This is a genomic window from Haloarcula mannanilytica (genome assembly GCF_005406125.1).
Taxonomy (GTDB): domain Archaea; phylum Halobacteriota; class Halobacteria; order Halobacteriales; family Haloarculaceae; genus Haloarcula; species Haloarcula mannanilytica.
This window is the reverse complement of the sequence record NZ_BIXZ01000001.1, coordinates 222,832-235,784: the sequence shown is the minus strand read 5'-3', so window position 1 is coordinate 235,784 and position 12,953 is coordinate 222,832. Positions and strand designations below refer to the sequence as shown.

At 65.7% G+C, this 12,953-nt stretch carries 12 protein-coding genes; 3 read left to right on the top strand and 9 right to left on the bottom strand.

Going from position 1 to position 12,953, the window contains the following annotated elements; genetic code table 11:
• Positions 1-10: 10 nt before the first annotated feature.
• Positions 11-958, bottom strand: a complete 948-nt coding sequence (locus Harman_RS01125) for a J domain-containing protein (protein ID WP_137681990.1) — start codon at positions 956-958, stop codon at positions 11-13.
• 54 nt (positions 959-1,012) lie between these two features.
• On the bottom strand, positions 1,013-1,321 hold the full coding sequence (locus Harman_RS01120; RefSeq protein WP_137681989.1) for a hypothetical protein: 309 nt from the start codon (positions 1,319-1,321) through the stop codon (positions 1,013-1,015).
• 93 nt (positions 1,322-1,414) lie between these two features.
• Between Harman_RS01120 and Harman_RS01115 the strand changes: the two genes are divergently transcribed.
• Positions 1,415-2,374, top strand: a complete 960-nt coding sequence (locus Harman_RS01115) for a 1,4-dihydroxy-2-naphthoyl-CoA synthase (RefSeq protein ID WP_137681988.1) — start codon at positions 1,415-1,417, stop codon at positions 2,372-2,374.
• Positions 2,375-2,411: 37 nt separating this feature from the next.
• On the opposite strand, the gene Harman_RS01110 is transcribed toward Harman_RS01115, so the two are convergent.
• From Harman_RS01110 to Harman_RS01090, 5 genes are read right to left on the bottom strand one after another with little or no spacing between them, the layout of a single operon-like run.
• On the bottom strand, positions 2,412-2,762 hold the full coding sequence (locus Harman_RS01110; protein ID WP_137681987.1) for a helix-turn-helix transcriptional regulator: 351 nt from the start codon (positions 2,760-2,762) through the stop codon (positions 2,412-2,414).
• A 27-nt stretch (positions 2,763-2,789) separates the two neighbouring features.
• Positions 2,790-3,527 (bottom strand): NRDE family protein, encoded by a 738-nt coding sequence (locus Harman_RS01105; RefSeq protein ID WP_137681986.1) that lies wholly within the window; start codon positions 3,525-3,527, stop codon positions 2,790-2,792.
• A gap of 51 nt (positions 3,528-3,578) precedes the next feature.
• Positions 3,579-5,081, bottom strand: a complete 1,503-nt coding sequence (locus Harman_RS01100) for an AMP-binding protein (RefSeq protein ID WP_137681985.1) — start codon at positions 5,079-5,081, stop codon at positions 3,579-3,581.
• Entirely contained in the window at positions 5,074-6,120 is a 1,047-nt protein-coding gene (locus Harman_RS01095; protein WP_137681984.1) for a mandelate racemase/muconate lactonizing enzyme family protein, read from the bottom strand. Before Harman_RS01095 ends, Harman_RS01100 begins: the two co-directional genes overlap by 8 nt.
• On the bottom strand, positions 6,117-7,076 hold the full coding sequence (locus tag Harman_RS01090) for a 1,4-dihydroxy-2-naphthoate polyprenyltransferase (RefSeq protein WP_137681983.1): 960 nt from the start codon (positions 7,074-7,076) through the stop codon (positions 6,117-6,119). Before Harman_RS01090 ends, Harman_RS01095 begins: the two co-directional genes overlap by 4 nt.
• A gap of 135 nt (positions 7,077-7,211) precedes the next feature.
• Here Harman_RS01090 and Harman_RS01085 point away from each other — a divergent pair, with 135 nt between their 5' ends.
• Together Harman_RS01085 and Harman_RS01080 are read left to right on the top strand one after the other, a co-directional pair.
• Positions 7,212-8,831 carry a long-chain-fatty-acid--CoA ligase gene (locus Harman_RS01085; protein WP_137681982.1) on the top strand — a complete coding sequence of 540 codons (1,620 nt, stop codon included), beginning with the start codon at positions 7,212-7,214 and terminating at the stop codon, positions 8,829-8,831.
• Positions 8,832-8,988: 157 nt separating this feature from the next.
• Positions 8,989-11,232: a hybrid sensor histidine kinase/response regulator gene (locus tag Harman_RS01080; protein WP_137681981.1), complete on the top strand. Its 2,244-nt coding sequence runs from the start codon at positions 8,989-8,991 to the stop codon at positions 11,230-11,232.
• A 114-nt stretch (positions 11,233-11,346) separates the two neighbouring features.
• Here the strand turns inward: Harman_RS01080 and Harman_RS01075 are convergent, their stop codons facing one another.
• Together Harman_RS01075 and Harman_RS01070 are read right to left on the bottom strand one after the other, a co-directional pair.
• Positions 11,347-11,781 carry a hypothetical protein gene (locus tag Harman_RS01075; protein WP_137681980.1) on the bottom strand — a complete coding sequence of 145 codons (435 nt, stop codon included), beginning with the start codon at positions 11,779-11,781 and terminating at the stop codon, positions 11,347-11,349.
• A 76-nt stretch (positions 11,782-11,857) separates the two neighbouring features.
• Positions 11,858-12,916: an SMP-30/gluconolactonase/LRE family protein gene (locus Harman_RS01070; protein WP_137681979.1), complete on the bottom strand. Its 1,059-nt coding sequence runs from the start codon at positions 12,914-12,916 to the stop codon at positions 11,858-11,860.
• Between the last annotated feature and the right edge of the window lie 37 nt (positions 12,917-12,953).

Here is a 12,953-nt window from a genome sequence, read left to right as displayed (position 1 = left end):
TTTTCGGCTTTCAGAGTCGGAGTACTGATGCCGTCAACAGCGAGAACCCGAACGGGAGCCACGTCCCCGACAGCGCGAGCGCACCGACGAGCGAGAACGCGCTGATGTTCAGCGTGACCAACACCACCGTCGTCGTCAGGCTCCAGCTTCCGAACACCATGATCGCAATTGTGGGCTCGGACTGGAGGTAGCCGACCATGAAGAGGGTACAAAGTCCGATTGTCGCGTTGACCCACAGCGGGAACGCCGGGAGCAAGGCGCTGAACAGCATCACCGGGTAGAGGGCGAAGGTGATGGCAAACAGGGTCAGCTCCCGACCGGTTGGCTTCTCCAGAAGCGAGCCGCGGCCGACGGTGTCGGTCTGGCGGACGGCGTACGCAGACGACGAACTCCAAGCCGTGCCGCTGCCACCGGACCCGCTGAAGCCACTCGTCGCCGTCGTGCCGGGGTCCCAGGCGTCGTCGGTCGCCGCTGTGGCGGCTGTCTCATCTGTCTTCCCATCCGACGGTTCGTCCGTTTGTCCCTCGCCGGTGTCGGCAGTTGAGTGCTCGTTTCGGTCCTCCTTGACGCGGTCTCTGGCGGCCCGCTCACGCCGTGCCCGCTCTCGGGTACTGGTCCGTGATGTGTGCTTGTCAGCGTTCGATTTGGTCCGGTCCGTCGCCGATTCAGACCCGTAGCCCGCCCGCCGGGCCGCTTCAGCCACGTCGCTGCCGCCGTCGGCTCCGTTGGTCTCGCCAGCGACATACGCCTCGTGTCCCAGCCGGTCGTATCGCGCCCGTTCGTCCTCGTCGGTGAGCACGTCGCGGGCCTCGATGAGCCGCTGTGTGGCCTTGCCGGCGTCGGCCGAATCGCTTACGTCGGGATGGGTCTCCTTCAGTTGCTCTCGATAGGCCGCCTCGATTGCCGCCGTCGAGGCGTCGGTTGAAACGCCCAGTACATCGTAGAAGGTCTCTGTCATGCCGGGGGTAGCACCCGTTTCCAAGCCGTTCCGGCGCTGTTCGACCGTCCGTCCTCACTCACTCCGACTCGACGCCTCCTCCCCTGCGTCGCTGCGGGGCCGCTGGTGTTCGCCTGTGTGGCTATCTTCGCCGACAGGCGGCCGTGCCTGCCGTCGGTCCACCTCCGCACGCTGTTCCATTGCCGTCGCGATACGCTCTAACGCCCAGAGCAGGCGCAAGAACAGGTAGAGAATCCAGGGAACCACGCCGACGAGAATTCCCAGGAGAACCTGCTGGATGATAATCAGACTGTACAGCACGATAGCGACCGAGAGAACCGCGAGAGCCGCCTTCGCCGCGCGGCGGGTCTGAGTGGAGGGCATCGCTAGTCGGTTCATGTGCGCGTCACCAAAGCGTTTGCTCTGAAGTGAGCGCGTACGAGGAATCTTTTTGCGAGGGCCGTCCCGAGCCACGGTATGGTCTCTGAGCTATTCGACCCGGAGCGATGGACTGCCATCGACCGGTTCGACTTCACCGACATCACCTATCACCGCTCGACTGACACGGGCGCGGTCCGCATCGCCTTCGACCGGCCGGAGAAGCGCAACGCCTTCCGGCCGGAGACGGTCGACGAACTCGCAACGGCGCTTGACCACGCCAAGCGACAGACCGACGTGGGCTGTGTCATCCTGACTGGGAACGGGCCGTCGCCGAAAGACGGCGGCTGGGCGTTCTGCTCCGGCGGGGACCAGAGCATTCGGGGCGAGAGCGGGTACGAGTACAGCGAGTCGCCCCGCGACTCGGACACGGCGAGCGGGGAGCAGAGCGAGCCGCGAGCCGCGGACGAAAGTGACGGTGTGGCCGACGATGCCCCCGAGAACGTCGGCCGCCTGCACATCCTCGAAGTCCAGCGCCAGATACGACACATCCCCAAGCCCGTCGTCGCCGTCGTGCCGGGGTGGGCCGTCGGCGGCGGCCACTCGCTGCACGTCGTCTGTGACCTCACGCTCGCCAGCGAGGAGCACGCGAAGTTCCTCCAGACGGACCCCGACGTGGGGAGTTTCGACGGCGGCTTCGGCTCGGCGTATCTCGCGCGACAGGTCGGCCAGAAGAAGGCCCGCGAAGTGTTCTTCCTCGGGAAGACCTATGACGCCGCGGAAGCCGCCGACATGGGGATGGTCAACGAGGTCGTGCCCCACGAGGATCTAGAGGACACCGCCATCGAGTGGGCTGAGCGGATGAACGAGAAGTCGCCGACGGCGATGCGGATGCTGAAATACGCGTTCAATCTCGACTCAGATGGCATGGTCGGCCAGCAGGTGTTTGCCGGCGAGGCGACGCGGCTGGCGTACATGACCGACGAGGCCCAGGAGGGACGGGACGCGTTCAACGAAGGCCGCAAGCCGGACTTCGACGACGTGCCGTGGCACTACTGAACCGGCAGAACGGACAGAGACGGAAGCAACTGCGCGCTCAGTCCTCGTACGCGAGGGTCATGACCCACTGCGAGAAGGTGTCGTCGTGAGGGTCGACTTCTTCGTCGCCGATAAATGGCGAGAGCTGGTCACCCGCCATCAGGAGCGAGAAATCGAGGTCACGGGCCGCGGGAGTGAGATAATACGTGTTGTGGCCCTCGTACACCGTCTCCTCGCGCTGGATGAGGTTCTTCTCGAACAGGGACTCGACGATGCGACTCCCTTTCCGTGAGGAGACATCGAGTTCCTTCCAGAAGTCGCTCTGGTGGATGCCGCCGGACTCACGAATCAGTTCGAGCCCGGCCCGCTCGCCGTCAGAAAGGTCCGCCTCCGAGGCTGCTGAACTCATGTGTTATGCATACCGTTAGTCGGCCGCTTAAATCTGACCTTCGACCGGGCGGTAGGGGGTCCGGCAGGGTGGCCCGTCCGCGTACCGGTACGTTTTGTCGGCTCCCAGCGTAATGAGCGACGACGACCGCGTGCCGAAGCCGTCGCCGTGAACGCAGACGCCGTACTCGTGGTCGCTGATGGTCTCGCTCGCACGGTCGATCCACTCGTCGACGGATTCGCCCGGTTCCGGAGCGAGCGCCTCGTGCAGCCGACTCGCGTTGTTCGCTTGCTCCTCGCCTGCGTCGGGCCGATGGGCCGGAATCCGGTAGTCGCCATCCGCGCCGACGTTGACGACGACGTGAACGCCGGGCTGGAAGTTCCGGACCGCCAGTTGGCCGTCCCACTCCAGCAGGACGGCGGCGGTCTCGTCGGCCAGCAGAAGGTTGAATCCCTCGTACTCAGCTTCTCTGGTCGCCTGTTCGACGGCGCGAGCGGCTGACTCCGCGCTCTCGTGGCTCAGGGCGTCCCGGACGAGCAGGCCGCGCGAGCGGTCGCCGGCCAGGTCGGCGTCGACCCAGCGGTTCGTCACCGCTGCCAGCAGACCGTGTTCGTTGTAGCCGATCCAGGTCCCGTCGGCTTCCTCGTCGGCCGGTGCGACGACGCGACTCCCCCAGTGGCGCTGTTGTGGCGGCTGTGATGGCCGGTCCAGTCGCTCGTCGCGGTTCGCCGCAACTGCGACCGGCGTACCGTCGAAGACCTGCCATGCGAGGACAATCGTACACACAGGCCCCAGTACACTGCGGACGTAGAAAACCGCTTGGCTCGGTATCCCGAACTATCGGGACGAGTCGCCGGCTTCTGAGAGTAGCGACCGGACGGCCTCGCGGTCGACAGTGCCCGAAGCCGTCCGCGGGAGTCCGTCAACGACCCGAACCGTCTTCGGGACCTCGTAGGCAGCGAGGCGGTCGTCGCAGTGCTCGCGGACGGTTTCTGGCGTCACGTCCCCAACGACCAGTGCGGCGACGCGCTGGCCCCACTCGTCGTCGGAGAGCCCCACGACGGCCGCATCGTCGACCGCGGGATGGTCGCGAATCGTTGCGGCGACCGTGCTTGCATCGACGTTCTCTCCGCCGGTCACAATCTGGTCGTCGACGCGGCCCTCTATCCAGAGACGGCCGTCCCCGTCCCGATAGCCGATGTCGCCGGTCCGAAATCCGTAGTCACCGAACGCCTCGCCATCGCTGTTCAGATAGCCCGGCGTCACCGTCGGGCCGTCGACGACGATCTCGCCGCGCTCGCCGGGGTCGCAGGGGTCGCCGTCAGCGACGACCGTCACGTCGGTACACACGAGTGGCTGGCCGACGGTGCCGGCGTGCTCGAACGCCGTCTCGGGTCGCGCCGTCGCTATCTGCGAGGCGGTTTCGGTCATCCCGTAGGTGGGACAGACAGGGATACCTCGCTCCCGACACCGCTCGATGAGGTCCTCGCTGGCCGGGCCGCCGCCCAGCAGGACGAACCGGAGCGAGGTCGGCGGCTCCCAGCCCGCCTCAATCAGCCGTGAGAGCATCGTCGGGACGAGCGAGACGCCTGTCACCGACCGGTTGGAGATGACATCCTGTGTCGCGTCGGCGTCAAACGAGCGCTGGACGACGACCCCGGTGCCATACAGCGCGCTCCGGACGAATGGGGCCAGACCACCCATGTGGTAGGTCGGCAGGCAGACCAGCCAGCGGTCGTCCGGGAGGACGCCCAGCCGGTACGAGGACGCGACGGCGCTGGCGACGAGGTTGCGGACGGTCAGCCGGACGCCTTTCGGATCGCTGGTGGTCCCCGAGGTGAAGATGACGAGCTGTGTATCATCGTGGGACAGGGCTGCCGGGGTCACGTCGGCCGATACGTCGGCAGGCGCGCGGTCCGTAGCGACGGCTCCCGACAGGTCTCGGTCGACGGAGACGACCGGACATGGAGCCGTTTCGGCGGCCAGTTCGGCGGTGTTGTCCCCACAGACCAGCAGGTCGGCTTCGACCGTCGAGAGCTGAGTTCGGAGCGTGGCTGCGTCGAGTTCGACGTTCAGCGGCGCGAGCGTCGCGCCCAGTCGCATCGCTGCGAACAGGAGCGTGCCGACCGCCGGTCGCGTCGGCAGGAGCGTTGCGACGGTCGCGTCCGACGCCTCTCTTCGCCGGTCAAGGTCGGCAGCCACGGAATCGACAGCGGTGTCGAGTTTTCGGTAGGTGACCGCGTTTCCCGAGTCCGCTGCGATCATCGCCATCCGGTCTGGTGTCGCGTCGGCGCGGTGCGTTACGAGGTCCTGTGTCGGCCACTCGACGGGATTACGCATCTGGCTGCACCTCCGCCGGGTCCAGGCCGAGACCGGTCGTCTGTGGGACCGACATCGCGCCATCTGTGATTGTGGTCGGATCCGTGGCGAGGTCGGCCGCCAGTCGGTCGCCAGTTGCCAGGCCGCAGGCCCCGATATCGGGAATCGCCGCGGCGACGTGCAGCGCCGCGAGGCGGGCGACGACGGCGTCGATGGTCGTCGTGATCACCGGCTCGACGCCCTGCTCGCGGGCGCGCAACGCCAGCGTATGAGCGTTGCCCGGACCGCCCAGCACCATCGGTTTCAGTATCAGCACATCGGCCGCGTCGGCGTCGAGCACGCTGTCGACACGGCGGTCAACGAGCGATTCGTCGAGTGCAACGCCGACGCCGTTGCCGCGGAGCGCTGCGTGGCCGGCCAGGTCGTCGGCGGGGAGGGGCTGTTCGACGTAGGCCACGTCCAGCGGGGCGAGTCGGTCGAAGGCATCTTCAGCTTGGTCGCGGGACCACGCGCCGTTGGCGTCGGCCCGCAGGGTCACGTCGTCGCCCACGCGCTCGCGGACGGTCCGGATGCGTTCGATGTCTTTGTCGACAGTCCGCTTCCCCACCTTGAGCTTACAGCAGTCGTAGCCAGCCTTCACAGCTTGCTCAACGGCGTCGGCGGTTTCACTCGGCGACCCGTCCCCAACCGTCGCGTTGACGGGGACGCGGTCGCACTGCCGCTCGGAATCGAACCACTGGTACAGCGGTACGCCGTCGGCCTTGGCGTCCGCGTCAAGCAGCGCGGTTGCGAAGCCGTGGCGGGCGGCGGGGACGGAGGCGGCGTCAAGCGAGAGAAGAACGTCCGTGTGTCCGGCGTCTTCGGCGACCGCAGCCGCGTCGGTCAGCCCCCGACGGCAGGCGTCGACGGATTCGGTCCACCCCGGAAGCGGCGTCGCTTCGCCCACACCGGTTTCGCCGCGGTGGTCGTAGCGGACGACGAACCCCGAGCGTTCGCTAATCGTCCCGCGAGCGGTGGACAGCGGACTCGACAGCGGGACGGAGAACGGGTCGACCCTCATAGTAGCTGTGGCGCGGCGAGTCCCAGCGCGAACAGGACCGAATGGGCAAACAGCGTCTGCCCGACCCGTTCGAGCGTCGGGTTCAGCGCCTCGCCGTCGGTGCGTGTGAGTACTGTTTTCAATATCCTCGCGGCCAGCGGTAGGGTCAGCAGCGGCGCGAGCGCGGGCAGGCCGTACTGACTGTCGAGGGCGAAGATGACCGGGACGACGTAGGCCATCCCGACCATCAGCAGGAACTCGACACGGCTCCACCCATAACCCAAGTACACCGCCAGCGTCTTCTTGCCCGCGGCGCGGTCCGTCTCGCGGTCCCGGATGTTGTTGACGACCAGAATCGCCGTCGACAGGCCGGCGGCCGGGAGACTCGCCGTAATGGCGGCGGCCGTGACCGACCCCGGCGGCAGTGCCATCGGGAACGTCCCAACAGCGCTGGCGCTCGCAACGGCCTGCACGTAGTAGGTGCCGGTGACTGCGACGAGGCCGAAGTAGACGAACACGAACAGATCACCGAGGCCGCGGTAGCCGTAGGGGAACGGGCCGCCAGTGTAGAGAATCCCGGCGGCGATGCCCGAGAGGCCGACGACGACGATTGGGAGGCCGCCGACAGCGACGAGGTAGACGCCGACGACGACGGCGAGCCCGTAGGTCGCTATCATCGCTCGTTTGACCTCCTCGGCGTCGATGAGACCGCCGGCAGTCACGCGGGTGAACCCCTCGCGGTCGTCGGTGTCGGCCCCCTTCACCGCGTCGTAGTAGTCGTTCGCGAAGTTCGTTCCGACCTGGATGAGCAACGCGCCCACCAGCGCCGCCACCGCCGGCAACGGGGCGAAGACGCCGGCGTGGACCGCAAGCCCCATCCCCACGATGACCGGCGCGGCCCCGGCGGGCAGGGTCTGTGGTCGCGCGGCCATCAGCCACGCCCGCCGCTTCGAAACGTCCGCCGTCGCTGTACTCATTGCCGTAGCGTGGGGACGCTATCCCCAAAGCGACTGTGGTTCCACGGACACCCAAAATATGACCCGTACACGTGACAGCAATATCAGGGGTGTTCCACAACCACTTTATCATAATTAAACATACGATAGTGTGAGATGCACAAGCCACTGCTTACCACGGATTTTCTCGACCGTGCGCGGGAGTACTACGGGGACGAGGAGGCCATCGTCGCCACGACCGGGGAGCGATTCACCTACGACGAGTTCGGCGAGCGGGCCGATGGCTTCTCGGCGGCGCTGGCCGCTCGCGGCATCGAGAAGGGGGACCGGGTGGCCGTGCTCGATCCGAACACGCACTACCACCTCGAAGCGGCCTACGGGACCATGCAACTGGGGGCGGTCCACACGCCGCTGAACTACCGACTGGTGCCGGACGACTTCCAGTATATCCTCTCCGATGCTGAAGTCGCCGCCGTCTACGCGGACTACGAGTACGCCGAGAAGATCGAAGCGATTCGTGACGAGGTGCCAACGGACATTTTCGTGACCAACGACACGGACGCCGTCGACGGCGACTGGGAGTCCTTCGACGAAATCATCGAGGAAGCAGGCACCGACTACGAGCGTCCGGAGATGGACGAAGACGACGACATCACCATCAACTACACCTCCGGGACGACCGGCGACCCGAAAGGTGTCGTCCGGACTCACCGGACCGAGACGCTGCACGCCTACCTCGTGGCGCTGCATCAGGAACTCTCGGACGACGACGTGTACCTCTGGACACTGCCGATGTTCCACGTCAACGGCTGGGGCCACATCTTCTCTGTCACCGGCATGGGCGCGAAACACGTCTGTACCCGCGGCGTCGACGCGGCGGGCATCTTCGACGCCGTCAGAACGGAGGACGTGTCCTATCTCTGTGGCGCGCCGACAGTGTTGAACATCCTCGCGGACCGCTACGCGGACCACGACGGGGACATCGAGACGACGGGGGCAAACGACGTGCGCATCGCGACGGCCGGCAGTGCCCCGCCGGAGGCCGTCATCCGTACCGTTGAGGACGACTTCGGCTGGTATCTGAAACACGTCTACGGCGCGACCGAGACCGGTCCGCTCATCACGACCTCCGACGCCCGACGGTTCTTCGAGGACGGCAGCAACGCCCGCTTCAGCGTCAAGAAGCGTCAGGGCATCGGCTACCTCGGGACGGAAGTCCGGGTCGTCGACGAGGACGGCAACGACGTGCCACACGACGACGAGACGCTGGGTGAGGTCGTCGTCCGCGGCAATCAGGTGATGGACCGCTACTGGAACAAGCCCGAACAGACCGAGGAGGCCTTCTCGGACCGCGTGGAGGGCTACTACCACATGGGCGATCTGGCGACGGTCGACGAGGACGGCATGATCGCCATCCGCGACCGCAAGAAAGACATCATCATCTCCGGCGGCGAGAACATCTCCAGCATCGAACTGGAGGACACCCTCTACGAACACGACGCTGTCAGCGACGTTGCGGTCATCCCCGCGCCGAGCGACGAGTGGGGCGAGACGCCGAAAGCCTTCGTCGTCCCGGACTCCGGTGACCCCGACAACCCGGGCGTGACGGCCGAGGACCTCCGGAACTTCACCCGAGAGCAACTGGCGACCTACAAGGTCGTCCGCCGCGTCGAGTTCGTCGATAAACTGCCCACAACGGCAACGGGGAAAGTCCAGAAGTACGAACTCCGCGAGCAGGAGTGGGACGACGAGGACGATATGGTCGGTCAGGGATAGCCACACACAACAGTCCGTAGCGAAGCGGCAGAGAGTCACAATGAAACGCGTCCTAGCAGTACGCATGACTCACCAACGAGGATTAGCGTCCGGTTCGCGTGTTTGAGGATAACCTATTAAGTCACCCACCACTGATGCGGGAGTAACAAGCATAGTTATGACAACGACCCCTGATCCGATTCACATTCTCCACGTCGACGACGAGCCAGGGTTCGCCGAGATGACGGCGTCGTTTCTCAAACGCGAGGACGACCGGTTCGTCGTACAGACTGCGACGAGTGCCACAGCGGGGCTGGACATCCTGGCAGACAGCGACATCGATTGTGTCGTCTCGGACTACGACATGCCCGACCGGAACGGCATCCGGTTCCTCGAAGCCGTCCGGGAGGAGTCAGACACGCTCCCGTTCATTCTCTACACCGGCAAGGGCTCCGAAGAGATCGCCAGCGACGCTATTTCCGCCGGCGTCACCGATTATCTACAGAAAGAGAGCGGCACCGACCAGTACACGGTGCTGGCAAACCGCATCACCAACGCTGTCGAGTCCCAGCGTGTCAAACGCGAGCGCAACCGCCAGCTCGATGCCATCGAGAGCGCTCAGGAGGGGATCAGCATCCTCGACGAAGACGGGCGGTTCGTGTTCGTCAACGAAGCCTATGCGGACCTCTATGGCTACGACCCGGATGAGATGGTCGGTGAACACTGGGAGCTGCTGTATCAGGAGGAGGACATCCCGCGCATCTACGAAGATATCATCCCGACCGTCGAGGAGAGCGGCTACTGGACCGGAGAGACGACAGGCCTCCGTGCCGACGGAAGTACGTTCACCGAAGACCACGTGCTCGCGTTGACCGATCACGGAGAGCTGGTCTGTACGGTCCGGGACATCTCCGACCGCCAGGAAGACCAACAGGAGCTTTCCCGGATCAAACGCGCAATCGAAGAGGCACCGGTCGGAATCACGCTCACCACCAGAGGGGACGACAACTCGCTCATCTACGTAAACAAGCAGTTCCTTGAAATTACCGGCTACACGGAGTCAGAGGTACTGGGCCGGAACTGCCGGTTCCTCCAGGGCGAGGAGACAGAGCCCGAGCCGGTCGACGCGATGCGGACGGCAATCGAGGCGGAGGAACCCGTGTCGGTCGAACTCCGGAACTACCGGAAAGACGGGACCATGTTCTGGAATCAGGTGTCTATCGCGCCCGTCCGCGACGACGACGGAACTGTCGTCAATTACGTTGGGTTCCAGCAGGACGTTACCGAACGGAAGGAACACGAACAACGTCTGGAGGCTCTCAGCGAATCGATGCGGGAACTGATTCAGGCCGACACGCGCGAGGAAGTCGCCGAGATCGGGGTCGAGACGGCACGCACCGTGTTGGGGCTCAAAGCGAACACGATCCACCTCTATGACGAGAGCGGTCCGTGCCTGCGGCCGGTCGCCGCCTCGGAGGCGACAGCCGATTTGATCGGCGACCCGCCGACGTTCAGCCCCGGGGACAGCATCGCGTGGCGTGTCTTCGAGTCCGGCGATGCGGTTGCCCTCGACGATGTCCGTGCCGATCCGGACGTTTACAATTCGGACACGCGGATCCGGGGCGGGTTGTATCTCCCACTCGGCGAGCACGGCATTCTGCTGGCCGGTTCGGAGACGGCGGGGGGGTTCGATCAGCGGGACACCGTCCTCGGAGAGCTTCTGGCCGGAAACATCACAAGCGCACTCCAACAGGTCGAAGGGACCGAGCAGTTGCGCGACCGCGAACGGGAACTCGAACAGCACAACGACCGGCTCGAAGCGTTTACGAGCGTCGTCTCCCACGACCTGCGGAATCCCCTGAACGTCGCCCAGGGCCGGCTCCAGCTGGCACGCGAGGAACACGAGAGCGAACACCTGGCGGCTATCGAGCGGGCACACGAGCGAATGGATACGCTGATAACGGACCTGCTCACGCTGGCCCGAGACGGCGAGACCGTGACCGACCGCGAGCCGGTCGCGCTCGCACCGCTCGTGGAAAGTTGCTGGACGAACGTCGAGACGGCCGATGCCACGCTCGTCACCGACATCGACCGGACCATCCTGGCTAATGAGAGCCGCCTGAAGCAGTTGTTCGAGAACCTCGTTCGGAACGCGGTCGAGCACGGCGGCGCAGACGTGACCGTCACGGTCGGGGCGTTAGACGACGGGTTCTACGTCGCCGACGACGGCCCCGGTATCCCCGCAGACGACCGGGACGCGGTGTTCGAGGCCGGCTACTCGACGGGCGCGTCGGGGACCGGGTTCGGGCTGAGTATCGTCAAGCAAGTCGTAGAAGCACACGGCTGGGAGATCAGCGTCGGCGACAGCGCTGACGGCGGCGCACGGTTCGAGATCACCGGCGTCTCGTTCACCGATGCGTAGCAGTCGCGGATATTGGATTAGTGGTCCACTGTTCAACGGTAAGCAGACACCGGTGAGAGCGTGATGCGCTACTCGAAACCGTAGCGCACTGAGACCGTCGGCGGGTCGACGCCGTTAGTCTTCGAGCGCGTCGGCGATGCGGTCGAGCGACCGTCGCACGTCGTGGACTTCGTCCCGGAGCTTTCGGATTTCGCGGGTGAGTTCCTCGTTGTCGCTGCCGCCCGATTCCTCGTGCTGTCCTGGCGGGCCGCCGCCCATCCCGCCGGGGCCACCCGGACCGGGACCGCCGGGGCCGCCGCCCATCATGCCGCCCATCATCTGCGCGAAGGGGTTGCCCCCGCCCATACCGCCGGGGCCGCCACCGCCGCCCATCATCTCTTCCATGCGCTCTTCACGGCTCATCTCTTCGCCGTCGCCCTCGCCTTCTTCGCGCTCTTCGGCGCGCTGCTGTCGGATCTCCTCGACCCGCTCGCGGAAGGACTTCTCTTCCCCGCCGTCCTCGCTTGCGTCCGCCGATTCCTCAGCGTCTTCGGGTTCATCGTCTGCCATACGCCCGGCTTTGACTGGGCCGCTGAAAAGGGTTGCCGTCCGGGGACAGGCCACTATAGACCCAATGAGCGGTCGGTCACCGGGGGACGCTGGTCCGGAGAATCGCACCGTCTTCAGGGGAGTCGTTCGCGAAGTTGCAGATGAACAGCGACCCCTGCTGGTCCCCGGTTCCGAAGAGGACATCCGAGGGAAACACCAGCCCGTCGCCTTCGGTTGCCACCGTCTCCGTGGTCCCGTCCGCAGTTACTCGGACGACGCGGTTCTGACTGTTGGCCGCCACGTAGATGTCCCCGTCTCGGCTGGCGATGCCGTCCGCTCCGAAGATAGCCCCGCCCTCGAAGAACATCGACGCTTCGCCCGCAGAGCCGTCCGACTGGACCGGGACGCGGAGTAGCCGGCCGGTTTCTTCGGGAGCCCGCGTCACCGCGACGTAGACGTTGCCCTCGCCGTCGCGGGTGATGCCGTTCGCGCCGAAACTCTCCGTGTCCAGCCGGTCGTCGTCCAACCAGGTCGACCGCTCGCCGTCGGTCGTGACCGCGTAGACTACGCCGTTTTGGGACTCTGTCACCAGCAGTCGCTCCCGGTCAGCGTCGTAGTGGATGTCGTTCGGGAACCCGCTGATCCCGACGAGCTGGGTGGCTTCGCCGTCAGGTGGAACTTCCCAGACGCCCGCCTGGTCGTCCTGCGTGGCGACGGCGACGTATACTGTCCCATCGGGAGCCGCCTCGACGCCGATAGCACCGGGTAGGGTGGCGATCTGCTCCGTCTCGTCGAGGGTAAGCCCCGTCGCTCCGGTCTGGTCCGCGGAGACGCGCCGAACCTCGCCGGCCGTGATACCGAAGTACAGTCCGCCGTCGGGACCGAGCGCCATGTTTTCGGGCACGCGGTCACCGCCGACCGAGACTAGCGTCTCGACGGCCGCCTGGTCCGACGTTGCCGTCTCCGTGTCCGTCGCCGTCGGCTCATCGGTCGCTGTCGCCGTCGGATCGGCACCGCCATCGCCGTCGGCAGTAGGTGTCGGCGTCCGGTCGGTTTCGGTCGATTCCTCGCCACCCGTACAGCCGGCCAGGCCAACGCCAGCGATGACGCTGCAATTCACCAGAAGCCGTCGCCGCGTCGTGTGTCGTCGGGTCATGCAGGTACCTCTCGACGTATGGCTGACACGCCCCTGA

What these genes read in the sequence shown, in the direction of transcription:
- Harman_RS01080 (WP_137681981.1), top strand. Translation starts at nt 8,989, where the DNA reads ATGACAACGACCCCTGATCCGATTCACATTCTCCACGTCGACGACGAG.
- Harman_RS01095 (WP_137681984.1), bottom strand. Translation starts at nt 6,120, where the DNA reads ATGAGGGTCGACCCGTTCTCCGTCCCGCTGTCGAGTCCGCTGTCCACC.
- Harman_RS01085 (WP_137681982.1), top strand. Translation starts at nt 7,212, where the DNA reads ATGCACAAGCCACTGCTTACCACGGATTTTCTCGACCGTGCGCGGGAG.
- Harman_RS01070 (WP_137681979.1), bottom strand. Translation starts at nt 12,916, where the DNA reads ATGACCCGACGACACACGACGCGGCGACGGCTTCTGGTGAATTGCAGC.
- Harman_RS01075 (WP_137681980.1), bottom strand. Translation starts at nt 11,781, where the DNA reads ATGGCAGACGATGAACCCGAAGACGCTGAGGAATCGGCGGACGCAAGC.
- Harman_RS01110 (WP_137681987.1), bottom strand. Translation starts at nt 2,762, where the DNA reads ATGAGTTCAGCAGCCTCGGAGGCGGACCTTTCTGACGGCGAGCGGGCC.
- Harman_RS01120 (WP_137681989.1), bottom strand. Translation starts at nt 1,321, where the DNA reads ATGCCCTCCACTCAGACCCGCCGCGCGGCGAAGGCGGCTCTCGCGGTT.
- Harman_RS01115 (WP_137681988.1), top strand. Translation starts at nt 1,415, where the DNA reads ATGGTCTCTGAGCTATTCGACCCGGAGCGATGGACTGCCATCGACCGG.
- Harman_RS01100 (WP_137681985.1), bottom strand. Translation starts at nt 5,081, where the DNA reads ATGCGTAATCCCGTCGAGTGGCCGACACAGGACCTCGTAACGCACCGC.
- Harman_RS01090 (WP_137681983.1), bottom strand. Translation starts at nt 7,076, where the DNA reads ATGAGTACAGCGACGGCGGACGTTTCGAAGCGGCGGGCGTGGCTGATG.
- Harman_RS01125 (WP_137681990.1), bottom strand. Translation starts at nt 958, where the DNA reads ATGACAGAGACCTTCTACGATGTACTGGGCGTTTCAACCGACGCCTCG.